The following is a 22,044-nucleotide window of genomic DNA, read 5'->3' on the forward strand; positions in this document are numbered from 1 at the left end:
CGGCAACAGGTCGGTGTGATGATCAGGGGCATGGCTGAACATGGGGGCGACGCCAACTCGACGGGGAATGCTCGCAGGTCACGGCTGTACGACTACGTGGACACCGCGATATCCGAACAACCCGAAACCACAGGCGATCCCGAGTACAGACGCCGTGAGTTCGCCGTCCTGCTGGGCGAGTTCCGGCGTACGGCGGTACTGGTGCCGGTGGACGGGGACGACGTGCCCCTGTCGGGTGATTTCGGCGGTGCCCGCTGGATCTACGCGTTCTCGAACGAACAGGCGTTGGCGCGTTTCGCCCTGGCGCGGGGCGAGGGTGCGCGGGAGTGGGCGTATCAGCGGTGGCTGGGGGCGCGCCTGCTGGACGCGGTGGTGCCGGCTGTCGGGGTGCCGTGCGGGGTGGCGCTGGACTGTGCGGACGGAGAGGACGGCATGGTCTTCCCTCCGGTGCGCGGGATCGTGCCGGATGCGGTGGCGGTGGATGTGGAGAGCGGGACGGGGGATGAGCGGTGACCGGTAAGGATCTGGCGACGCAGGGGCTGGCTCTGATCGCCAAGGGGTTGACCGATGCGCTGGGTGAGTTGAAGGAGTTGGGCGGTTTCGGCACGTCCGGGGCCGGCCGTGGCTCCGCCGAGATCGCGCTGTCGGGCCTGGAGCTGGGTCATGAGGGCCTGACGGGTGAGTTCACGTCGTTCTGCGAGCGCTGGGAGTGGGGGGTTCGGTCGCTGATCGCCGAGGGCAACGGGTTCGCTGAGAAGACGGGGCTGGCGGCGGGGACGTACTACGAGACCGACAAGTACGTCGAGGGCACCGTCAAGGTCGTCGAGAACGCGGCGATCGGCAACCCGTACGCCTCCGAGGAGGACGTGGAGAAGATGGGCTACGGCGACATCGCCACGTCCGGTGCGTACGGCGGCGACGTCGACTACAGCAAGGAGTCCTTCGACCAGGCGTGGGCCAACAGCAAGCAGGGCTGGAAGACGGCTGCGGACGACGTGATGACCTCGCACACCATCGGGCCGGTGCCGGGTATGGGCGTGGGTGATCTGCGCGAGGCGCTCGGGGATGAGGACGGCCGGCAACAGGGGGGTGAGCGCTGATGGGCATGGGGGATGTGACCAATGCGCTTTTGGGCGGTGCCGAGGACCTCTACGACAAGGGCAAGAAGAAGGTCGGCGAGGGTGTCGACTGGGCCACGGACAAGGTCGGCGAGAAACTGGACCAGGTCGGCGCGCACAAGTGGGCCGACGTGGTGGAGGACTGGGGTGACGGGGTCGCCTCCGACCTGGGCGCGACCCCGGGCGAGCAGCAGCTCGGCCAGACAGAGGACGCCGACGAGCTCGTCCACGGCAGCCCGGCGAAGATCCGTGAGAGCGCGGGGCATTTGCGGGACTTCCACGGCGCGTTCGACAAGGTCAGCCAGGGTCTGAAGAAGGTCGACTCCTCCGGCTGGAAGGGCGAGGGCGGCGACGCCTTCCGCGAGAAGTTCGGCGTGCACCCCGCCAAGTGGGCGCAGGCGGCCGAGGCCTGCAAGAGCGCGGCGGAGGCGTTGGAGTCGTACGCCGACACGGTCAAGTGGGCGCAGGGCCAGGCGAAGGAGGCCGTAGAGCTCTACAAGAAGGGTGTGAAGGCGTCCAAGACTGCGTTCGACGCCTACAAGGACAAGGTCGAGACGTACAGCGCGAAGGCGAAGGCGGGCGAGGACCCCGGTCCGGATCCGGGGAAGTTCCAGGATCCGGGCGAGGCCGACGTCAAGGCCGCCCAGCACAAGCTGGCCGAGGCTCGCAAGCAGCGCAACACCGCCGCCACCGAGGCGCAGGGCAAGGTGAAGGCGGCGCTCGCCCACGCCCCCGCCGAGCCCCCGCCCCTGGACCGCCTCAAGGGCGACCTGAAGGACGGCGCGCTGTCCACCGGCATCGAACTCACCCACTTCGCGGGTGGCGTGGCCAAGGGCACGGCCGGCCTGGTCAACTTCGTCCGCGGCCTGGACCCGATGGACCCCTACAACCTCACCCACCCGGCCGCCTACATGCAGAACGTCAGCATGACGCTGTCCGGCCTGGCCTCCACGGCCGCCCACCCCGAGCGGACCGCGAAGACCATGTGGGACGAGTTCCGCAAGGACCCGTCCGAGTTCGGCGGACGCATGGCCCCCCAGTTCCTCCTCGGCGACGGCGCCGGACTGGAAGCGGGCCTGGCCCGGGATGCGGCGGAGGCGGGTCTGACCCGGCAGGCAGCGGAGGCCGCGGCAAGGAGAGAGGCGCGGGCGGGGGCTGAGGGCGCGGCCGGAAAGACGGCTCGGGACCGGGTGAACGAGGACCCCCAGCAGCCTTCCCGTACCGGCGACGCGGTGGAAAGCAAGGGCACCGACCCCGTCGACCTCGCCACCGGCAAGATGTACCTGCCGCAGACGGACGTCACCCTCCCCGGCGCGCTGCCGCTGCTGCTGACCCGACGGGTGGAGTCGGGCTACCAGCTGGGCCGCTGGTTCGGCCCGTCCTGGTCCTCCACCCTGGACCAGCGCCTGGAGATCGACGCGGAGGGAGTCGTCCACGTCACGGAGGACGGCCTCCTCCTGTCGTACCCCCACCCTGCGCCCGGCGTGCCCACCCTGCCCAGCCACGGCCCCCGCCTCCCCCTGGACCGGGTCGACGGCGGCTACACGATCACGGACCCCGGAACCCACCGCACCTGGCACTTCGCCGACCAGGGACCCGACCTAGCGGTCCTGGAACAGATCGACGACCGCAACGGCAACTGGGTCACCTTCGAGTACGACACCGAGGGCACCCCTCTCGGCGTCTGCACGAGCGCCGGCCAAGGTATCCGCATCACGACGGAATCGGGCCGCGTCACGGCGTACCACCTGACCGCGACGGGCGAGGAACTGAGACGCTTCGGCTACACGGACGGCAACCTCACGGAGGTCGTCAACTCCTCGGGCCTGCCGCTCCGCTTCACGTACGACGAGCGGGGCCGCGTCACCTCCTGGACGGACACGAACGACCGCAGTTACACGTACGAGTACGACGACCAGGACCGCTGCATCGCGGAGGGCGGCTCGGCGGGCCACATGGCGCTGCGCCTGACGTACAGCGACCCGGACCCGACGACGGGCCTGCGTACGACGACCGCAACGACGCCCGAGGGCCACACGCGCCGCTACTTGGTGAACGACGCCTGGCAGGTGGTGGCGGAGACCGACCCGTTGGGCGCGACCACGCGTCACGTCCGCGACCGTTACAACCGCCTGCTGTCCACGACGGATCCCCTGGGCCACACCACCACGTTCGAGTACGACGAGGCAGGCAACCTCACATGGGTGATCCGCCCGGACGGCCGCGAGGCGCGGGCGGAGTACAACGACCTGGGCTTGCCGGTGAAGGTGGTGAACCCGGACGGCACTGTGATCCGCCAGACCTACGACGACCGGGGCAACCGCACGTCGGTGACGGACCCGGCTGGCCAGACCACTCACTTCACGTACGACGAAGCCGGCCACCTGACGTCGGTGACGGACCCGCTGGGCCACACGACGAGGCTGATCTGTGACCGCGCGGGCCTACCGCTGGAGGTCACGGACCCGCTCGGAGCGGTGACCCGCTACGAACGAGACGCCCTCGGCCGCCCCACCAGCATCACGGACCCCACCGGCGCGACAACTCGCCTGGAGTGGTCGATCGAGGGCCACCTGACCCGCCGCACGGCTCCCGACGGGACGACGGAGACGTGGACGTACGACGGCGAGGGCAACTGCACCAGCCACACCGACCCGCTCGGGGGCGTCTCCCGCTTCGAGTACACCCACTTCGACCTGCTGACAGCCCGCACGGGCCCGGACGGCGTGCGCTACGAGTTCAGCCACGACACGGAACTGCGCCTGACGAAGGTAACCAACCCGCAGGGCCTGACGTGGGAGTACGAGTACGACCCGGCCGGCCGTCTGGTACAGGAGACAGACTTTGACGACCGCACCCTGACATACGAGTACGACGCGGCGGGCCACCTGGTCTCGCGGCGCAACGCGCTCGGCGAGGTGACGTCCTTCGAACGCAACGAACTCGGCCAGGTCCTTCGCAAGAACACGAACGGCCGGCTCACGACCTACGCCTACGACCTGACCGACCAACTGGCCCAGGCGGTGGGCCCCGACGGCACGACACTCACCCTGCTGCGAGACCGCCACGGCCGCCTGCACTCGGAAACGGTCGACGGCCGCACGGTGACGTACACCTACGACACCCTGGGCCGTCGCACGGGCCGCACCACCCCGACCGGGGCCAGGACGACATGGTCGTACGACGCGGCGGGCCGTCGCACAGGCATGGTCGCCTCCGGCCGGACGATCGACTTCACGTACGACGAGGCAGGCCGCGAACTGACCCGCCACATCGCCGGAACGGTCAGGCTGGAGCACACCTTCGACGTGTTGGGCCGCCTGACGACTCAGTCGGTGACCGGCGCGCAGGGTCACCGGGTCCAGCACCGGACGTACACCTACCGCGCCGACGGCAACCTGACCGGCATCGACGACAACCTGTCCGGCACCCGCCGCTTCGACCTCGACGCGACCGGCCGGGTGACGGCGGTCCACGCGGCCGGCTGGACGGAGCGGTACGCCTACGACGAGGCAGGCAACCAGACCGAGGCCTCCTGGCCGACGGACCACCCGGGCGCAGAGGCAAGGGGCCCGCGCGCGTACGCGGGCACCCGCATCACCCGAGCCGGCAACGTCCGCTACGAACACGACGCCCTGGGCCGCATCACGCTCCGCCAGAAGACCCGCCTGTCCCGCAAGCCGGACACCTGGCACTACGAATGGGACGCCGAAGACCGCCTCACCTCGGTGACGACTCCTGACGGCACCCGCTGGAACTACACCTACGACCCCCTGGGCCGCCGCACGGCCAAAGTCCGCCTGGCAGAGGACGGCGAGACGGTCTTGGAACGAGTGACCTTCACCTGGGACGGCACCACCCTCTGCGAACAGACGACAACGTCCGCCGACCTCCCCCACCCGGTCACCCTCACCTGGGACCACCAAGGCCTGCGCCCCCTGGCCCAGACGGAACGCATCACCCCGGCCGACACCCCCCAGCACGACATCGACTCCCGCTTCTTCGCCATCGTCACCGACCTGATCGGCACCCCGAGCGAACTGATCGACGAACAGGGCGAACTAGCCTGGCACACCCGCAGCACCCTGTGGGGAACAACAGCGTGGTCGACAAACAGCACCACCTACACCCCCCTACGCTTCCCAGGCCAGTACTACGACCCGGAAACCGGCCTCCACTACAACTACTTCCGCCACTACGACCCCGAGACCGCCCGCTATCTGACCCCGGACCCCCTCGGCCTTACCCCGGCCCCCAACCCGTCCACGTACGTCTTCAACCCTCAGAGTCACTCCGATTCACTCGGACTCGCACCGGACTATCCTGGCGGGGAAGAGTCACGAGGACCTTTTGACTTCCGGCAACCGAATCCGGCTCACCTTCCCAGCGAAGCCGCAACGACCGCTATGAGATCCGCACCGATCGGCGGGAACGTAGACTGCTCAGAAATCGCCGAATACATCCTCCGCGAAACGGGTGGACAGGGTAAGGTCATCAACTTCACAGCACAGGGAAGCAAAGAAATCGTGATCCCCGAAAAAATGGGGCAAGAATTGACAACCTACCGCTATCACGATGTCTACACCGACGGACGCTACGTATACGATCCTGCGATGAGTAAGGATCCGATCCCATACGGAGACTACGAGCGGTCCATTCGGCTGACCAATCCGGGGAAGAAGCTAGTAGTCACAAACGGCGGCTATTCCGGCCCCCTCTGGTGAGGAGGATCAGATCCCATGCCGAGCCGAAATGTAGAGGCCATGCAAACCCTCAGCAGGTTTGGAGAACTCGCCTGGTTCAAATTACCTACGGAGTACAATGACGTGTACGGCTATCATCAGGTTCCTTACCTGGGTTGGCGCTACGCGTCCCCTCGGGAGGGTATCGCCCGATACATCGAAGATGCCGTGAGGGAAGTTCCCACTCAAGTAGAGTGGGAACTCGACAGGACAAGAAGGAACTGGGTCCTATTGCCAAGCCGACTCTTGCGTGAAGCTCAGAGCCTCGAAGATCCCACTTTCTCGGACGTTGTTCACTCCATCAACACACAGGACCAGGAATTCTGCCTCAAGGCGCTCTCTGATCTCGAGCTGATCATGCGACACCTCCAGCAGATCCCGCCCCTGGAAAGCGGGACGAGGCCCACCGCACCCTGATCTCCGAGCCCGGGAAACCTTGGTTCGACACCTTGTTCCGGTGACGACCATGATTGGCAGATCTGTGTCACGCAGCGAGGTCTTCCGGCGGCCCCATCTTCGGCCTCGCCTACGGCTCCTGGAACAAATCTGCCAATCACCGCCGCCGCCGATCCCCACCGGCCGTTCGTCACTGAGCCGGCCCGGCGTGCTGGCGAGAGGCAGCCGCACCCCTAGGCCCGACGCCGGGCTGGGCCACCGCTGTTCCGAGCAGCTCGCTCGCTTCTGACCCGGGCTGGAGCGGGCCGGCTCAAGGGTGGCCCGGAGGGCCATCGCCGAAGGCGACGCGCAGCGCCCTTGACGCGGGTCGCGGAAGCACGACACTCGGCGAGAAGCGAGCGGCCCAACGGTCGCTTGTTCCCCCGGTCCCCGAACCGGGCCGAGGGCTGCCCACCCCAGTACTCTGCGCAGGCCGTCACCAGGCCCAGCCCCCGCCCCTCCTCCCGCTCCAACCGCACCGGAGGCTCCGGCGGTGCCGGGTTCGTGTCCCACGCCCCGATCCACAACGCCCCCTCCCGCGACCGCCCCACCCGCAACGCCGCCGGCCCCTTGGTGGGCCGCACGGCGTTCGGTAACGACTCCGCGCCGAGGGAGCGAGGGCTCGGCAACCGCAGCCGTAGCTGCAGCCGCAGCCTCAGCCGCGCGTTACTCACTTTCGGGTGAGGGATGCCGTAGTGGGTCGCCGAATGGTGCACTTCTCGCCGCTTTCGCCGCATAGATGGACATTGCAGTCGAAAGTCATGAAAGTGTGCGCGAATCGTAACAGCCGCCGTGTGTCCTCGATCCGGTTCGCGTGCGGTCGCAAGGTAGGGGCGTGCGGCCGTCCGGTCGCCGCAGAAGCCTTGCGAAAGGGGACTTCGTGTCCGTTTCCGTTTCCGTACGCCGCGTCGCCGCCACCGTCGTCACAGCGGTCGCCGTCGCCGGCGCGGCAACCCTGCCGGCCTCGGCCGCCGACCACGACCACAGCCGTGGTCACGGCCGCTCCTACCACTCGCAGGTGGTCATCAGCGACGTGCAGTACCGGTCGTCGGACCGCCGTGACGTCCGCGAACCCGCTGGCCGCCCCCTCAACAGGGAGTGGGTGGAACTCACCAACGAGGGCCGCGCGAGCGTGAACCTCGACGACTGGACGCTGTCGGACGAGGACGGCCACACCTACCGGTTCCGGCACTACCGGCTCGGGGGCCACCAGAGCGTCCGGGTGCACACCGGGTTCGGCCGGGACCGCGGGGGCGACCTCTACCAGGACCGCCGGCAGAGCGTGTGGGATCGCGACCACGACACCGCGACCCTGCGCGACGACGACGGCCGCCTCGTGGACTACACATCCTGGGGCCACGACCACCACGACCACCACGGCGACCGCGGCGACCGCGGTCACCGCGACGGCGGGTGGCACGGGCATCGCCGCTGACCCGCGTTCGGCCGCGCCCCGCCGACCGCGCTGAGCACCGGCCTCGTCACATCGCAGCCCTCGTCCGCACGGCAGCGCGCCATTCCAACCGGGATGGCGCGCTGCCGTGCGGACGGCGCGAGGAGCCCGGCACCGGCCCGGTGCCGGCCCCGCTCCGGCCCGGTCTCGAACGGTTCGCGCCATTGGAGCCGGGAGGATTGACCTGATCATGCCAACGCCTCACCATGAGCGCCAACCCGCACAGCGGTTCCACAGGAAGCCCCACCGAAGGCCCCGGCGGGACCGCACTGGCACGTCGCACGCGAACACCCCACCTCCACCCCACAAGGAGAGTTCATGCGACTTCGCATCCGCGGCTCCGGCGCGCGCGGCAGCAGACGTACCGCCGCTCTCGGCGCGCTGCTGGCGCTCGCCCTCGCCGCCCCCGTCTCGGCCACCGCCGGCCAGGCCGCCAGTGCCGACGGCGTCCGGAAGGTCGCACCCACCGATGACGACATCCGGCAGTACGAGATCCAGCAGAGCACGACCCCCGTGACGCGTACGGCCATCCAGGCGGCCGGCGTCACCGTCGACGAGGCCGACGAGGAGAGCGTCGTCGTGTCCGGGCGGGCGGAGCAGATCGGCAGGCTGCGCCGCATGGGGTACGACGTCCAGCCGTTGGGCGCCGCCCCGCAGCGGTCCGGGGCGCGGCTCTACGACTTCCCCAGCGCCGACTCGAAGTACCACAACTACGCCGAGATGAACGCCGAGATCGACCAGCGGCTGGCCGCCTACCCGGGCATCATGAGCAAGCGGGTGATCGGGAAGTCGTACCAGGGCCGGGACATCGTCGCCATCAAGATCAGCGACAACGTCGGCACCGACGAGAACGAGCCCGAGGTGCTGTTCACCGCCCATCAGCATGCGCGGGAGCACCTGACCGTGGAGATGGCGCTCTATCTGCTGCGTGAACTGGGCGCGGGGTACGGGTCCGACCCGCGGATCACCAACATCGTCGACAGCCGGGAGATCTGGATCGTCCCGGATCTGAACCCGGACGGCGGCGAGTACGACATCGCCAGCGGGTCGTACCGGTCGTGGCGGAAGAACCGGCAGCCCAACTCCGGTTCCTCGTACGTCGGTACGGACCTCAACCGGAACTGGAACTACAAGTGGGGCTGCTGCGGCGGTTCGTCGGGGTCGACGTCCTCCGAGACCTACCGCGGGTCCGCCGCCGAGTCCGCACCCGAGGTGAAGGTCGTCTCCGACTTCGTGCGCAGCCGGGTCGTCGGGGGCAAGCAGCAGATCAAGGCCGGCATCGACTTCCACACCTACAGCGAGCTGGTGCTGTGGCCGTTCGGGTGGACGTACAACGACACCGCCACCGGGATGACCGCGGACGACGCCGCCGCCTTCAAGGCCGTGGGGCAGAAGATGGCCGCCAGCAACGGGTACACGCCCGAGCAGTCCAGTGACCTGTACATCACCGACGGGTCCATCGACGACTACCTCTGGGGCGTGCACAAGATCTTCGACTACACCTTCGAGATGTATCCGACGTCCAGTTGGAACGGAGGGTTCTACCCGCCCGACGAAGTCATCGAGCGGGAGACCTCCCGGAACAAGGACGCTGTGTTGCAGCTGCTGGAGAACGCCGACTGCATGTACCGGTCGATCGGCAAGGCCGCCCAGTACTGCAGTTAGCGGCTAGGCCTCCTCGAAGTAGGCGTCCAGCACCGCGTCGAGCTGCTCGTCCCACTCCTTGAAGCGCGCCCTGGCCGTCGCCTCGATCTCGATCGGGTACCAGCGGCGGTCAGGCGTGTGCACGGTGATCGTGTAGCGCTTGCCGAAGCGGGGCGACTCCGTCTCCACCGCGGCGATCTCGTCCCAGCGGAACTCGCAGGCCTCCTCGTCCAGGCTGAGGCGGACGCCCCTGCGGTCGGCCACTATCTTCGCCCGGCGGTCGGACGCCTCGAAGACCGGGCCGTCGCCCTTGTCCTCGGCGTCTTCTGCGTCCGCCTCTTCGGTGTCCACCCGTTCGGAGGACACCGGTTCGGGGGACGCCCGTTCGGAAGAGGGTGGCTGTGCCGAGTCCTCGGCCGGCGCGGCGGCCTCGGACACCGGCTCCGGCGACTTCGTCACCCCGCCCGCCGGCGTCGGACCCGTGATCCCCGGGACGAAGGCCGGGTCGAAACCGGCCCCCAACACAGGCTCCACCTTCAACGGCTCGCCCTTCAACGGCTCGCCCTTCAACGGCTCTGCGGCCTCGGTCGGCTTGCTGCTCGATCCTATGCGCTGCTCCACGGCGGCAGTATGGACGACTTCCCTGTGCCGGAACCAGTCAGCTCACGAACACGCTGACCACCGCCGCCACCGCGAACCCCGCCAGTGACAGCACCGACTCGAGGACCGTCCAGGTCCGCAGGGTGTCCCGCTCGCTGATGCCGAAGTACTTGGCCACCATCCAGAAACCTCCGTCGTTGACGTGCGAGGCGAAGATGGAGCCCGCCGAGATGGCCATGATGACGAGGGCGGTGAAGGCCTGGGAGTGGTGGCCCTCGGACAGCAGGGGCGCCACGATGCCCGCCGTCGTCACGATCGCCACCGTCGCCGAACCCTGGGCGACCCGCAGGACCACCGAGATCAGGTAGGACAGGACGATCACGGGCAGGCCCACGTCGTGGAAGGTGTCCGAGAGTGCCTGCGCCACCCCGCTCGCCTTCAGTACGGCACCGAAGACGCCACCCGCGCCGACGACCAGCAGGATGTTGCCGATCGGCTTCAGGGACGCCGTGGACACCGTCTCCAGGGACTTGCGGGACCAGCCGCGGCGGATGCCGAGGAGGTAGTAGGCGAGGAAGAGAGCGATCGTCAGGGCGACGAAGGGGTGGCCGAAGAACTCGACGGCCGAACGGCCGGTGGACGGGTCGAGGGCGATCGAGGAGAAGGTGGCGGCGAGGATCAGGATCAGTGGGGTACCGATGATGGCGAGGACCGTGCCCAGCGGCACCGGCTCCTCGCGCGGCTCGACGCCCGATCCGCGCTGCTCCTGGATGACGGCCTGCTTGGCCTCCGCCGCCGCCTCCACCATGTCCTGCGGTACGGCGACGAAGATCCGGCGGCCGATCCAGGCGGCGTACACCCAGGCGGCCAGCACGGCGGGGATGCCGCACACGACGCCCATGAGGATGACCCAGCCGAGGTCGACGTGGAGCAGTCCGGCGGCGGCCACCGGGCCCGGGTGCGGGGGCAGGAAAGCGTGGGTCATCGACAGGCCGGCCAGCAGGGGCAGGCAGTACAGGAGGACCGACCTGCCGCTGCGCTTGGCGGCGGCGTAGACGATCGGCGCGAGGACGAAGATGCCGACGTCGAAGAAGACGGGGATGCCGAAGATCAGGCCGGTCAGGCCCATCGCGAGGGGGGCCCGGCGCTCGCCGAACAGGGCGAGCAGGCGCGAAGCCAGTACCTCGGCGCCGCCGCTGACCTCCAGGATCGCGCCGAGCATGGTGCCGAGGCCGATGATGATCGCGACATGGCCGAGGATGCCGCCCATGCCGGACTCGATGGTGGAGACGGCGTCGGAGCGCTGCACGGTGCCGAAGAGTTCGGTGACCGACAGGCCGGCCAGCAGGCCGACGGCTATGGAGACGGCGAGCAGGGCGACGAACGGCTGGAGCCTGACCTTGATGATCAGGAAGAGGAGCAGGGCGATGCCCACGGCGGCGACCGTGAGCAGTCCGGCCGTGCCGTCGACGAGGAGGAGCAGGCCTCCGGTGTGGGGTGGTGCGGCGGGAGCGGGGGCGGCGAGCGGATAGGACATACGGGGGTCCTCTACGTAAATGCATACTGCTTTCGGGCAGGGGGGAGCGCGGCACGGCGCCCCGGAGGGTGCCGCGCCGGAAGGGGCGTACGGGGAGTGCGGGTGGCGAGGGGACGTCAGCTCAGTACGGCGAGCGCGTCGATCTCGATGAGGAGGCCGGCCGGCAGACCGACGTAGACCGTCGTGCGGGCGGCGGGGGGCTGGGTGAGGCCCTGCTCCTCGAAGTAGGCGTTGTAGATCTCGTTCATCTCGGCGAAGTGGTCCACGTCGGTGAGGTAGACGCGGATCATCATCACGTCGTCCCAGCCGGCCCCGCCCTCCTCCAGGATCGCCTTGACGTTGGCGAGGGTCTGGAGGGTCTGCTCGCGCAGGGAGGGGCCGGCGGGCGTCGGGGGCTTGCCCTGCTCGGCGGGCAGGAAGCCGACCTGGCCGGCGACCTGGAGGATGTTGCCCTTCTTCACGCCGTGCGAGAACTTCGCGGGCGGGGCGGTGTGGGTCTTCGGGGTGAGGGCGATCTTGTCGGTCATACGGTGGGGTCCTTCACTGGGGTTCTTCCGGAGTACTCGCCGCTGATCGCGTCCGCCGTGCGGCGCACCAGCGGGAGCAGGGTGAGGAGTTCCTCGGCGGTGACGACCACGTTCGGCGCGGACACCGACATGGCGGCGACCACGCGGCCGTCGGCGCCGCGGATGGGGGCGGCGACGCAGTTGATGGACTCCTCGTGGCCACCGAGGTCGGCGGCCCAGCCCTGTTCGCGCACCGTGGCCAGTTCCTTCAGGAAGGCGTCGGCGTTCGGGGTCGAACGGGGCGTGTAGAGGGGGTAGTCGAGTCGCTCGGCGAGGGCGCGGCGCTCGGGTTCGGGGAGGTCGGCGAGGAGCAGTTTGGCCACGGCGGCGACGGTGATCGCGACGGGTTTGCCGATCCGGGAGTACATGCGGACCGGGTAGCGGCTGTCGACCTTGTCGATGTAGAGGACCTCGTTCTCCTCGTGGACGGCGAGGTGGACGGTGTGTCCGCAGTGTTCGTTGAGCCGTACGAGGTGGGGGTGGGCGATCTCGCGGATGTCGAGGTTCTCCATCGCCTCCTGGGCGAGGGCGATGAGGCGGGCGCCGAGGCGGTAGCGCTGGTCGGACTGGCGGTAGACCAGGCCGTGTTCGTTCAGGGTGCGCAGGAGGCGGAGGGCCGTGGATTTGTGCACGCCGAGGCGGTCGGCGACCTGGCCGAGGTCGGCGGGGCCCTCGGCGAGCAGCGGCAGGATGCTCAGGGCGCGGTCGACGGTCTGACTCATGGGATGTTCGCCTCCTCGTGGGCCTGCTCGGCCTGCGTCCAGCCGGGGCCGAGTCGAAGTCTCCCCCATGCGTCGTCGTCGAGGGCGGCGAGGCGGTCGGCGTGGTCGCGGGCGGGGGGCGGGGCGAAGTCTGCCGGGGTGGCGAGGGCGGCGGCGGCGAAGAGGTGACCGTGGCGCAAGCGCGTCTGGAGAGGGAGGTCACGCAAGGTCGCCGACAGGAACCCCGCGGCGAAGGCGTCTCCGGCGCCGGTGGTCGCTACGACGGCTGTGTCCAGCGCCGGTTCGAAGGTGGACGCGGACGCGGTGGGCCGGGGGCCGGTCGCGCGACCCGGTGCTTTTGGGGTGCCTCCCCCGGAGGGGGCCTTGCCTGCACCCACCCGTGCCGCCCCAGCGGCGCGACTGCCCGCGGGGAACGCCGCCGGCGAAGCGCCCTCGCCGGCCCTGCCTCCGCCTCCCCGGCCCCCCGGCTCCCGGCGCTCGAACGCGGTCGCTCCCTTCGCTCCCTGCTTCACCGCCAGGACGTTCGGCTCCGGCAGCAGCTCCCGGATCGCTGCCGGGCCGCCCGTGACGCCCCATGCCTGTTCCGCCTCGTCGGCGCCCACGAACACGATGTCCGCGCGGCGGGCGAGGTCCAGCAGCAGGCGGGGGCCCTCGTCGTCCGGCCACAGGCCCGGCCGGTAGTTGACGTCGAAGGACACCAGCGGGCGTCCCGGGGCGGGGGCCGTCAGGGTGTGGAGGAGGGTGCGGCACTCGGCCGACAGGGCCGCCGTGATGCCGGTCAGGTGGAGGACGCGGGCCGCGCGGGCCGCCGTGAGGTCCACGTCGGTGACGGACATCGCCGACGCCGCCGAGCCCGCCCGGTAGTACGCCACCTCGTGCGCGCCCGTCCCCCGGTCCCCGGCGGTGCGGAAGTACACGCCCGTGGGCCGGGCGGGGTCCCGGCGTACGGCGGTGACGTCGACGCCGTACCCGGCGATCCGCTCCACCAGGTGGTCGCCGAAGCCGTCCGCGCCGACCCGGCTGACCCAGCGGGCGGTGTGTCCGAAGGCGGCCAGGGCGCAGGCCACGTTGGACTCGGCGCCGCCGATGGCCCGGTCGAAGGAGGGGACGTCGGCGAGGCGGCCGGGCCGGCCGGGGAGGAAGGTGACCATGGACTCGCCGAGCGTCACCACGTCCACGACGTCCCACGGGTGCGCAACGGCCGAGGCGTAAGCAGCGTCGTTGATGATGGCTCCTGTCGGTACCCGGGTGACCGCTTCGTTGACCCGGTGTTCGGCGAGATGCTAGACACCAGTTAGCAATGCATGCAATGGCCGTTGCAGAGAGTGCAACAGTCGAGAGAGGGGCTCCATGAGCACCGAACCGCTCGCCCGCCCGGCCGCGGAACGCCTCGCCCGCCTCGCCGAGGAACGCGTCGACCACCGCTTCAAGGGCCTCCCGCCGGACGCCGACGGCCTCACCGTCGCCGAGCTGGCCGCCCAGCGGCGCAACCTCTTCGGGGACGGCTTCACCACCCCCGTTCTCGCGCTGTCCGCCGAACGCCTGGAGCACAACCTCGCGCTGATGGAGACGTACACCTCCCGGCACGGCCTGGCCTTCGCCCCGCACGGCAAGACCTCCATGGCTCCGCAGCTCTTCCACCGCCAGCTGGAGCACGGCGCCTGGGGGATCACGCTGGCGGTGCCCCACCAGGTCCGGGTCGCCCGGGCGTTCGGCATCCGGCGGGTGTTCCTCGCCAACGAGCTGGTGGACGCCCCCGCGCTGCGCTGGATCGCCGGCGAGCTGGCCGCCGACCCGGAGTTCCGGTTCGTCTGTTACGTCGACTCCGTGCGCGGGGTGGAGCTGATGGACGCGGCGCTCAGCAGTGCCGCGCTCGCGGGCACCGCCCGACCGGTGGACGTGGTGATCGAGCTGGGCGCGGGCGAGGGCGCCCGGACCGGGGTGCGGACGGAGGCGGAGGCGCTGGCCGTCGCGGACGCGGTGGCCGCCGCCGGGGCGCTGCGGCTGGTCGGTGTGGCGGGGTACGAGGCGCAGGTGCCGGACGCCTCCCCGGAGCGGGTGCGGGAGTGGCTGGAGCGGCTGGTGGGACTCGCCGTGGAGTGCGACCGGGCCGGGCGCTTCGCGGGGGCGGGCGAGATCGTGGTGAGCGCCGGCGGCAGCGAGTGGTTCGACGCCGTCGCCGACGTCTTCGCCGGGGTGCCCGAGCTGTCCCTGCCGGTCCTGAAGTTGCTGCGCTCGGGTGCCTACGTCTCGCACGACGACGTGCACTACAGCAGGCTGACCCCGTTCAACCGGGTGCCCGAGGAGGGCGCGCTGGAGCCGGCGTTCCGGCTGTGGGCGCAGGTGGTGTCCCGGCCGTCCCCGGCGGAGGCGTTCGTCAACGCGGGCAAGCGGGACGCCGCCTACGACCTCGACCGGCCGGTGGCGCATGTGGTGCGCCGGGACGGCGGCGAGCGTCCGGCGACCGGGATCGAGGTGACCGCCCTGTCCGACCAGCACCTGTGGCTGCGCACCGAGCCGGGCGCCGACGTCGAGGTCGGCGACTGGATCGGCTTCGGCCTCTCCCACCCGTGCACGTCCTTCGACAAGTGGCAGCTGATCCCGGTGGCCGAGGCGGACGGCACGGTCGTCGACTACATCCGTACGTTCTTCTAGGAGGCCCGCGTGGAGGACCTGGTCATCCGGGACGCCGACGTCGTCGACGGCAGCGGCGAACCGTCGTACCGCGCCGATGTGGTGGTCGACGGCGGGCGGATCGTCACCGTCGTCAAGGAGGCCGCCGCGGCCGGCTGCCAACGGCCGCGTGCGGTACGGGAGATCGACGCCGAGGGCCTGGTCCTCTCCCCCGGTTTCATCGACATGCACGCCCACTCCGACCTGGCCCTGCTGCGCGATCCCGACCACAGCGCGAAGGCCGCGCAGGGGGTCACGCTGGAGGTCCTCGGGCAGGACGGGCTGTCGTACGCGCCGGTGGACGACCGCACGCTGGAGGAGGTGCGCCGGGCGATCACCGGCTGGAACGGGTACGGCGACGACGTCGACTTCGACTGGCGGACCGTCGGCGAGTACCTCGACCGGCTCGACCGCGGGATCGCGGTGAACGCCGCCTACCTGATCCCGCAGGGTACGGTCCGGGCGCTCGTGGTCGGCTGGGAGGACCGCGAGGCCACCCCCGAGGAGCTGCGCCGCATGCGGCGGTTGGTGGCCGAGGGGCTGGAGCAGGGTGCGGTCGGGCTGTCGTCCGGGCTGACGTACACGCCCGGCATGTACGCCGGGGACGCCGAGCTGACCGAGCTGTGCCGGGTGGTGGCGTCCTACGGCGGCTACTACTGCCCGCACCACCGCTCCTACGGTGCCGGCGCCCTGGAGGCCTACGCCGAGATGGTCGCCCTGACCCGGGAGGCGGGCTGCGCGCTCCATCTGGCGCACGCGACGATGAACTTCGGCGTGAACGAGGGGCGGGCGCCGGAGCTGCTCGCGCTGCTCGACCGGGCCCTGGACGCGGGCGCGGACATCACCCTGGACACCTATCCCTACACCCCCGGCTGCACCACCCTCGCCGCGCTGCTGCCGAGCTGGGCGAGCGAGGGCGGCCCGGAGGAGATCCTGGCCCGGCTCGCCGACCCGGCGACGGCCGAGCGGATCCGGTACGACCTGGAGGTCACCGGCTCGGACGGCTGCCACGGCGTGCCGGTGGAGTGGGAGACGGTCGAGATCTCCGGCGTCACCGACCCGGCCCTGGCCGGCCTGGTGGGCCGTACCGTCCGGGAGGCGGCCGGCGCGTACGGCGAGACGCCCTGGGCCACGGCCCGCCGGCTGCTGCTCGCGGACCGGCTCGGTACGACGGTCCTCCAGCACGTCGGCCACGAGGAGAACGTCCGCGCGATCATGCGGCACCGCGCGCACACCGGCGGTTCCGACGGCATCCTTCAGGGCAGCAAGCCGCACCCGCGGGCCTACGGCACCTTCCCGCGCTATCTCGGTCACTACGTACGGGAGTTGGGGGTGCTGACGCTGGAGGAGTGCGTCGCCCACCTCACCTCGCGGCCCGCGGCGCGGCTGCGGCTGCCGGACCGCGGGCTGGTGCGCGAGGGCTACCGGGCCGACCTGGTCCTGTTCGACCCGCAGACGGTCGCGCCCGGCGCCGGTTTCGCCGAGCCGCGCCGGCTGCCGACCGGTATCCCGTACGTGCTGGTCGACGGCCGGTTCGTCATCGAGGACGGCCGGCGGACGGACGCCCTCCCGGGCCGGTCCGTCCGCCGTACGCCGTTGTGAACCGCGTTTACGGCTTGGGCAGGGTGCAGCCGGCGGCGCTCAGGTTGAGCTTGTTGCCGGTGGTGAAGCAGGCCGGGATGTTGTAGATCTCCTGGGCGTAGTTGATGCCCTGACGGACGGTGACGTTGCCGTTCGCGTCGACCTCGCACGGGTTGTTCACCGTGCACCGCTCGCCGTCCTCGTTGCCTGTGTTGTTGACGGCGACGACCTTGCCCGTGGCGGTGTCGATGACCGGGGAGCCGGAGGTGCCGCCGATGGTGTTGCAGGCGGAGGTGTAGCGGACCGAGTCCTTGAAGGTCCAGTCGCCCTCCTTCAGCCGGTACACGAAGCCGTCGATGTTGCAGCTGTAGATGCGCTTCCAGTAGCCGGAGACCACCTTGATGGCGGTGCCAGCGACCGGGTGCGTGTCCTGCACGGTGAGCGGGCTGATGCCGTACGAGTTCTTGATCGCCGCGTACGTGGTGGTGGTGCGGTAGATCGTGACGTCCGTGTCCGTCATGGTCGAGTAGACGACCTGGTTGGCGCGGAGGGTGCCGATCCTGCTGCCGGCGGAGTTCAGCAGGCCGAAGCTACGGCTGGAGGACTGGCCGGTGATGACCTCGCCGGGTCCCGGCATGCCGGTCTCCAGGCAGTGGCCGTTGGTCAGCACGAGCGCCGGGTCGGTGGCGGCCGAGTTGGGGAAGCGGATGACGGAGCCGGAGCAGTTGCTGAGCGAGACGGTGCCGGCGAAGTCGACGGTCGCCTTGACGGCCTTGGCGGCCGCGTGCGGGGCGGTGGTGTGCGGGGCGGCTATCGCCGGGGTCGCGCCCAGCCCGGCCAGGGCCAGGGAGGAGAGCGCGGCGACGAGAGGCTTCTTCATGTGGGGGTCCCCTCTTACGACTTGGGCGACCGGAGTGCCTCCGGTCGCCCGTTGGGTTGTCATGCGCATTGTCGACAGCGCGGAGGGGTGGGGACAAGGAGTCGCGTCAGGTCATAGGGGTTTCCCTGTGCCGAGCGGAGTTACGGCATCTTCTGCTTCGACTTGACGACGACGGCGCCGAACAGCGCGATCCCCTGCACGACGACGCGCGGCGTACCCGGCCGCCCGGTCCGGCGTGCCCCGCGCCTGCCGAACACGCCGAACAGGCCTAACCCCCTGACCTCGACGTCGATGTCGTCCGGCACGACGATCCCGGTGCCGCCCCACAGCGCCACGGCCCGGATCACCGTCTCCTGGGCGGCGAAACGGGCCTCGGTCAGGTCGAGCCGGCCGCCGCCCCACATCGACCAGGCGGTGAACCGGGGCGGCACCACCCACGCGCCGTCCCGCCGGAACCCCCCGAACAGGCCCAGCGCCAGACGGGAGGTGGGCGCATGGTCCACCACCAGCCGGTCCCTGGGGCCGGGTTCGGGCAGACCCTGCGCCGAGGCCCACAACTCGCCGAGTGTCTTGGCGTCGTAGACCCGGGTGAGCCGGCCGTCCAGCTCGTCCAGCGGCAGGCGGCCGTCGGCCACGGCGGCCCACACGCGCTCGACGACCCGCTCCCGGTCCTCCTCGGAGGCGAGCACGTCCTGGCCGGGGCCGGCGGCAGGGGTCGCCTGCCGGCCGGGACGAGGGGTTCGGGTCTGTTCGGTCATGGCGGCAACCCTCGCACGCCAGACCCCCTCAACTACAGCGGCACGCACGGCGGTTGACCGAGCTGTCCGACGCCACCGCGGGCACGGGCGAGCAGCAACTCTCGCACACCAGCCCGTCAACTACAGCGGCACACGCGGCAGCCGACCGGGCCACCCGACGCCACCGCGAGCACGGGCGAGGCCGCGGACCCGGCGGAAACCGAAGCCCTGACCCCGGACCACCCGGCCGGCATTCGGCCAGGGCAGCGACGCTCGCACGCCAGCCCTCGACTACAGCGGCACGCGGCAGCCGACCGGGCCACCCGACGCCACCGCGAGCACGGGCGAGGCCGCGGACCCGGCGGAAACCGAAGCCGTAACCCCCCAGGCCGCCCCGGCCGGCGTTCGGTCAGGGCAGGAGCTTCCGCACGGCGGATGCCGCACGCGCGCCCGTTGGCCGGGCCGGCCGGTCAGCGCGGCCCCTTCGTGGTGCCGTGGCCGTGCCCCCGGCCGCGCGGGCTGCCGGACGCGGACGCGGTCGGGCTGAACGCCGACGCCGTGGGCGTGGGCGAGGTCGTGGGCTCGGCGGGGGCCGAGGTCGTGGCCGCCGGGCTGCCGCTCGGCTCACGCGGGCCGGCGCCGGCGGTCGTACCGCTGGACGGCGGGGCGGACGCGAGGGACGGCGAGGCCGGGGCGGAGCCGACGGCCGCGGTGGCCGACGCGGTCGTGGTCGCGGTGCCGGTCCCCGGGTCACCGCTGCCGGTGCTGGGGCCGCCGGCGACCCGGCCGCCGTCCGCCGGGCGCGACCCGTCCGGGGAGCCCGAGCCGGCCAGGGCGGCGATCACCGCGACGGTCCCGGCCACGCCGAGGGCACCGGCGACGACCGCCACCCGGCGCCGGCCGCCCGAGCGCCGGGCGGCACGCCGGCGATCGGCCCGCCCCGCGCCGGGCTCGCCCGGTGCGGGGCCGGCGGGCACCGGGGTCAGTTCGCGCGTGGCGTCGTAGGCGTTCTCCCAGCCGTGCGCGGCGGCGGGGTCGGCGTACCCGTCGTACGCGGGGGCCGGAGCCGGCTGCGGGTGGTACACGTTCGGCCGCACCCCGGGCGCGCCGCCCCCTTCGTGCATGCCGTACGCCCCCGCCTCGTACTCCCGTTCCGTGGACATGCCAGCGGATTGTAGGGACGCAAGACACTCCTGAGACAGTCGACGGCGATATCCGGGCAAATCTCCGTGTCTCACGTGGCGGAAAACACGACCCATGAGGCGTTACCGAGCCGTAAGCTCACGGACATGCAGGTGATCCAGTCGACCAAGCTCGCCAACGTCTGTTACGAGATCCGGGGCCCGGTTCTCGAGGAGGCCATGCGGCTGGAGGCGGCGGGACACCGCATCCTCAAGCTCAACACCGGCAACCCGGCCGCCTTCGGCTTCGAGTGCCCCCCGGAGATCCTGGAGGACGTCCTCCGCAACGTCTCCACCGCGCACGGCTACGGCGACGCCAAGGGCCTGCTGGCCGCCCGCCGCGCGGTCGTGATGCACAACCAGACCATCGGCATCGAGACGGACGTCGAGCACGTCTTCATCGGCAACGGCGTCTCCGAGCTGATCGTGATGGCGATGCAGGGCCTGCTGGACGACGGCGACGAGGTCCTCGTACCGGCTCCGGACTATCCGCTGTGGACGGCGGCCGTCTCCCTCTCCGGCGGTACGGCGGTGCACTACCGCTGCGACGAGCAGTCCGACTGGATGCCCGACCTCGCCGACATCGAGCGCAAGGTGACCGACCGCACCAAGGCGATCGTCATCATCAACCCGAACAACCCCACGGGCGCGGTCTACGACGAGGCGATGCTGAAGGGGCTGACCGACATCGCCCGCCGGCACAACCTGCTCGTCTGCTCGGACGAGATCTACGACAAGATCCTCTACGACGGCGCCACGCACACCCCGACGGCCGCGATCGCCCCGGACCTGCTGACGCTGACGTTCAACGGCATGTCGAAGGCCTACCGGGTGGCCGGCTACCGCGTCGGCTGGATGTCGATCTCCGGCCCGCGCGCGCACGCCGACTCCTACATCGAGGGCCTGACGATCCTGGCGAACATGCGGCTGTGCGCCAACATGCCGGGGCAGCACGGGGTGGTCGCCGCACTCAGCGGGCGCCAGTCCATCAAGGACCTGGTGCTGCCGGGCGGGCGGCTGAAGGAGCAGCTGGACACGGCGTACGAGCTGCTCACGCAGATCCCCGGGGTGAGCTGCGTACGGCCCAAGGGCGCGCTGTACCTCTTCCCGCGGCTGGACCCCGAGGTCTTCAAGATCAAGGACGACCGGCAGCTGGTCCTGGACCTGCTGCGGCAGGAGAAGATCATGGTCGTCCAGGGCACGGGCTTCAACTGGCCGGAGCCGGACCACTTCCGGGTGGTGACGCTGCCGACGGTCGGGGATCTCCGGGACGCGGTGACGCGCATCGGGAACTTCCTGGACGGATACAGCCAGCGGTAGTCGGCGGATCTCACTCCGTGACCCGACTCAACTTTAGACGAAATCCAAGCTAGGATGGCTTCCTGTCAGCGCACAGGAGGCCATCCCATGTACGAACCGATCCGCACCAAGTCGGTCCACAGCACGATGGCCGGCACCCCCTCGGACTTCCCGCACCGGTCGCGCGAGGAGGAGCTGGACATCCAGCTCGCCGGGCACCTCGCCGCCCTGCTCGCGGTCACCGACGAGCTGCGCGCCCTGACCCCCTCCGCCGACCTCGACGCGGCGGCGGAACGCCTCGCGGCGCAGGTGGCCCGGCTGCGCGGCGGACGTACGCCGCTGCGCGCGGCACCGGCCGCGGCCGGCGACCCCGCCACCCTGCACCGTCGCGCGCACGCCCTCGCCGGCCGCGCGCTCGTGGTCGCCGCCTCGCGCGCCGACACCTCCGCGGCGATCCTCGCGGCCGAACGCATGGACGCGCACACGAGCGCCCTCGAGCCCCTCACCGCCACCCACTGACCCCTCCGGGGTCCCCCGATCGGCCCCGGTCCGCGCGCACCCGCAGCGACGCGCGGACCGGGCGCCACACACCCCAGCGGTCCTCAGCGGTCCTCAGATGAACATGAAGAAGAGGATCAGGATCACGATCGCCAGCACCACCCACCACACCCACACATGCCGGTGACCGGTGCGCGGGCGGTCCTCGGGTCCGCCGCCACGGGGCCTGTCCTCCTCCAGTTCCGGTTTCTCCGGCCGATCGCTGGAGTAGAAGTCACCACCGTTCGCCATGACTCATCCCTCCTCTCTCCTCTTCCGGGCGCGCCCCGGGTACCCAACGGGCACTGCCGGCACACGGCCCTCCCCCGCCGAGATCCC

18 protein-coding genes are annotated in these 22,044 nt (G+C 70.7%); 9 read left to right on the forward strand and 9 right to left on the reverse strand.

Annotated elements, in window-relative coordinates:
- Positions 1-30 precede the first annotated feature (30 nt).
- The 5 genes from ACIP4Y_RS15280 to ACIP4Y_RS15300 all read left to right on the forward strand — a co-directional run bounded on the left by ACIP4Y_RS15280 (position 31) and on the right by ACIP4Y_RS15300 (position 9,413).
- Positions 31-513: a hypothetical protein gene (locus ACIP4Y_RS15280; RefSeq protein WP_401392863.1), complete on the forward strand. Its 483-nt coding sequence runs from the start codon at positions 31-33 to the stop codon at positions 511-513.
- Positions 510-1,100, forward strand: coding sequence for a hypothetical protein (locus ACIP4Y_RS15285; protein WP_401392866.1), 591 nt, complete (start codon positions 510-512; stop codon positions 1,098-1,100). Before ACIP4Y_RS15280 ends, ACIP4Y_RS15285 begins: the two co-directional genes overlap by 4 nt.
- Complete coding sequence (locus tag ACIP4Y_RS15290; protein ID WP_401392869.1) at positions 1,100-5,842, forward strand: putative T7SS-secreted protein; 4,743 nt, start codon at positions 1,100-1,102, stop codon at positions 5,840-5,842. Before ACIP4Y_RS15285 ends, ACIP4Y_RS15290 begins: the two co-directional genes overlap by 1 nt.
- Positions 5,843-7,175: 1,333 nt before the next feature.
- Positions 7,176-7,730, forward strand: a complete 555-nt coding sequence (locus ACIP4Y_RS15295) for a lamin tail domain-containing protein (RefSeq protein ID WP_401392872.1) — start codon at positions 7,176-7,178, stop codon at positions 7,728-7,730.
- Positions 7,731-8,066: 336 nt separating this feature from the next.
- Positions 8,067-9,413, forward strand: coding sequence for a M14 family metallopeptidase (locus ACIP4Y_RS15300; RefSeq protein WP_401392875.1), 1,347 nt, complete (start codon positions 8,067-8,069; stop codon positions 9,411-9,413).
- Between the two features lie 3 nt (positions 9,414-9,416).
- On the opposite strand, the gene ACIP4Y_RS15305 is transcribed toward ACIP4Y_RS15300, so the two are convergent.
- The 5 genes from ACIP4Y_RS15305 to ACIP4Y_RS15325 all read right to left on the reverse strand — a co-directional run bounded on the left by ACIP4Y_RS15305 (position 9,417) and on the right by ACIP4Y_RS15325 (position 13,968).
- Positions 9,417-10,013, reverse strand: coding sequence for a hypothetical protein (locus ACIP4Y_RS15305; protein WP_401392878.1), 597 nt, complete (start codon positions 10,011-10,013; stop codon positions 9,417-9,419).
- A 37-nt stretch (positions 10,014-10,050) separates the two neighbouring features.
- Positions 10,051-11,529 carry a GntP family permease gene (locus ACIP4Y_RS15310; protein WP_401392881.1) on the reverse strand — a complete coding sequence of 493 codons (1,479 nt, stop codon included), beginning with the start codon at positions 11,527-11,529 and terminating at the stop codon, positions 10,051-10,053.
- Positions 11,530-11,645: 116 nt separating this feature from the next.
- Entirely contained in the window at positions 11,646-12,056 is a 411-nt protein-coding gene (locus ACIP4Y_RS15315) for a RidA family protein (RefSeq protein ID WP_358643207.1), read from the reverse strand.
- Positions 12,053-12,817: an IclR family transcriptional regulator gene (locus ACIP4Y_RS15320; RefSeq protein WP_358643209.1), complete on the reverse strand. Its 765-nt coding sequence runs from the start codon at positions 12,815-12,817 to the stop codon at positions 12,053-12,055. Before ACIP4Y_RS15320 ends, ACIP4Y_RS15315 begins: the two co-directional genes overlap by 4 nt.
- Positions 12,814-13,968 (reverse strand): sugar kinase, encoded by a 1,155-nt coding sequence (locus ACIP4Y_RS15325; RefSeq protein ID WP_401393913.1) that lies wholly within the window; start codon positions 13,966-13,968, stop codon positions 12,814-12,816. The genes ACIP4Y_RS15320 and ACIP4Y_RS15325 overlap by 4 nt, the downstream gene beginning before the upstream one ends.
- Positions 13,969-14,167: 199 nt before the next feature.
- Here ACIP4Y_RS15325 and ACIP4Y_RS15330 point away from each other — a divergent pair, with 199 nt between their 5' ends.
- Positions 14,168-15,472 carry an alanine racemase gene (locus tag ACIP4Y_RS15330; protein WP_401392886.1) on the forward strand — a complete coding sequence of 435 codons (1,305 nt, stop codon included), beginning with the start codon at positions 14,168-14,170 and terminating at the stop codon, positions 15,470-15,472.
- Positions 15,473-15,481: 9 nt separating this feature from the next.
- On the forward strand, positions 15,482-17,092 hold the full coding sequence (locus tag ACIP4Y_RS15335; protein WP_401392889.1) for an amidohydrolase family protein: 1,611 nt from the start codon (positions 15,482-15,484) through the stop codon (positions 17,090-17,092).
- A 7-nt stretch (positions 17,093-17,099) separates the two neighbouring features.
- On the opposite strand, the gene ACIP4Y_RS15340 is transcribed toward ACIP4Y_RS15335, so the two are convergent.
- The 3 genes from ACIP4Y_RS15340 to ACIP4Y_RS15350 form a co-directional block, all read right to left on the reverse strand.
- The gene (locus tag ACIP4Y_RS15340) at positions 17,100-17,951 is read right to left on the reverse strand and encodes a serine protease (RefSeq protein ID WP_401392891.1); all 852 of its coding nucleotides are present in this window, start codon (positions 17,949-17,951) and stop codon (positions 17,100-17,102) included.
- 140 nt (positions 17,952-18,091) lie between these two features.
- Positions 18,092-18,709 (reverse strand): DUF1707 domain-containing protein, encoded by a 618-nt coding sequence (locus tag ACIP4Y_RS15345; RefSeq protein WP_401392894.1) that lies wholly within the window; start codon positions 18,707-18,709, stop codon positions 18,092-18,094.
- A 449-nt stretch (positions 18,710-19,158) separates the two neighbouring features.
- The gene (locus tag ACIP4Y_RS15350; protein WP_401392897.1) at positions 19,159-19,851 is read right to left on the reverse strand and encodes a hypothetical protein; all 693 of its coding nucleotides are present in this window, start codon (positions 19,849-19,851) and stop codon (positions 19,159-19,161) included.
- Positions 19,852-19,977: 126 nt separating this feature from the next.
- Between ACIP4Y_RS15350 and ACIP4Y_RS15355 the strand changes: the two genes are divergently transcribed.
- Positions 19,978-21,189, forward strand: coding sequence for a pyridoxal phosphate-dependent aminotransferase (locus ACIP4Y_RS15355; protein ID WP_358643221.1), 1,212 nt, complete (start codon positions 19,978-19,980; stop codon positions 21,187-21,189).
- An 87-nt stretch (positions 21,190-21,276) separates the two neighbouring features.
- Positions 21,277-21,687, forward strand: coding sequence for a hypothetical protein (locus tag ACIP4Y_RS15360; RefSeq protein WP_401392900.1), 411 nt, complete (start codon positions 21,277-21,279; stop codon positions 21,685-21,687).
- 93 nt (positions 21,688-21,780) lie between these two features.
- On the opposite strand, the gene ACIP4Y_RS15365 is transcribed toward ACIP4Y_RS15360, so the two are convergent.
- Positions 21,781-21,957, reverse strand: a complete 177-nt coding sequence (locus ACIP4Y_RS15365) for a hypothetical protein (RefSeq protein ID WP_401392903.1) — start codon at positions 21,955-21,957, stop codon at positions 21,781-21,783.
- Positions 21,958-22,044 lie beyond the last annotated feature (87 nt).

It is taken from the genome of Streptomyces sp. NPDC088810 (assembly GCF_044750305.1).
GTDB lineage: Bacteria > Actinomycetota > Actinomycetes > Streptomycetales > Streptomycetaceae > Streptomyces.

Coding starts and splice junctions, on each gene's coding strand:
- ACIP4Y_RS15280 (WP_401392863.1), top strand. CDS start 31: ATGGCTGAACATGGGGGCGACGCCAACTCGACGGGGAATGCTCGCAGG.
- ACIP4Y_RS15290 (WP_401392869.1), top strand. CDS start 1,100: ATGGGCATGGGGGATGTGACCAATGCGCTTTTGGGCGGTGCCGAGGAC.
- ACIP4Y_RS15300 (WP_401392875.1), top strand. CDS start 8,067: ATGCGACTTCGCATCCGCGGCTCCGGCGCGCGCGGCAGCAGACGTACC.
- ACIP4Y_RS15310 (WP_401392881.1), bottom strand. CDS start 11,529: ATGTCCTATCCGCTCGCCGCCCCCGCTCCCGCCGCACCACCCCACACC.
- ACIP4Y_RS15315 (WP_358643207.1), bottom strand. CDS start 12,056: ATGACCGACAAGATCGCCCTCACCCCGAAGACCCACACCGCCCCGCCC.
- ACIP4Y_RS15320 (WP_358643209.1), bottom strand. CDS start 12,817: ATGAGTCAGACCGTCGACCGCGCCCTGAGCATCCTGCCGCTGCTCGCC.
- ACIP4Y_RS15325 (WP_401393913.1), bottom strand. CDS start 13,968: ATGGTCACCTTCCTCCCCGGCCGGCCCGGCCGCCTCGCCGACGTCCCC.
- ACIP4Y_RS15330 (WP_401392886.1), top strand. CDS start 14,168: ATGAGCACCGAACCGCTCGCCCGCCCGGCCGCGGAACGCCTCGCCCGC.
- ACIP4Y_RS15340 (WP_401392891.1), bottom strand. CDS start 17,951: ATGAAGAAGCCTCTCGTCGCCGCGCTCTCCTCCCTGGCCCTGGCCGGG.
- ACIP4Y_RS15345 (WP_401392894.1), bottom strand. CDS start 18,709: ATGACCGAACAGACCCGAACCCCTCGTCCCGGCCGGCAGGCGACCCCT.
- ACIP4Y_RS15350 (WP_401392897.1), bottom strand. CDS start 19,851: ATGTCCACGGAACGGGAGTACGAGGCGGGGGCGTACGGCATGCACGAA.
- ACIP4Y_RS15355 (WP_358643221.1), top strand. CDS start 19,978: ATGCAGGTGATCCAGTCGACCAAGCTCGCCAACGTCTGTTACGAGATC.
- ACIP4Y_RS15360 (WP_401392900.1), top strand. CDS start 21,277: ATGTACGAACCGATCCGCACCAAGTCGGTCCACAGCACGATGGCCGGC.
- ACIP4Y_RS15365 (WP_401392903.1), bottom strand. CDS start 21,957: ATGGCGAACGGTGGTGACTTCTACTCCAGCGATCGGCCGGAGAAACCG.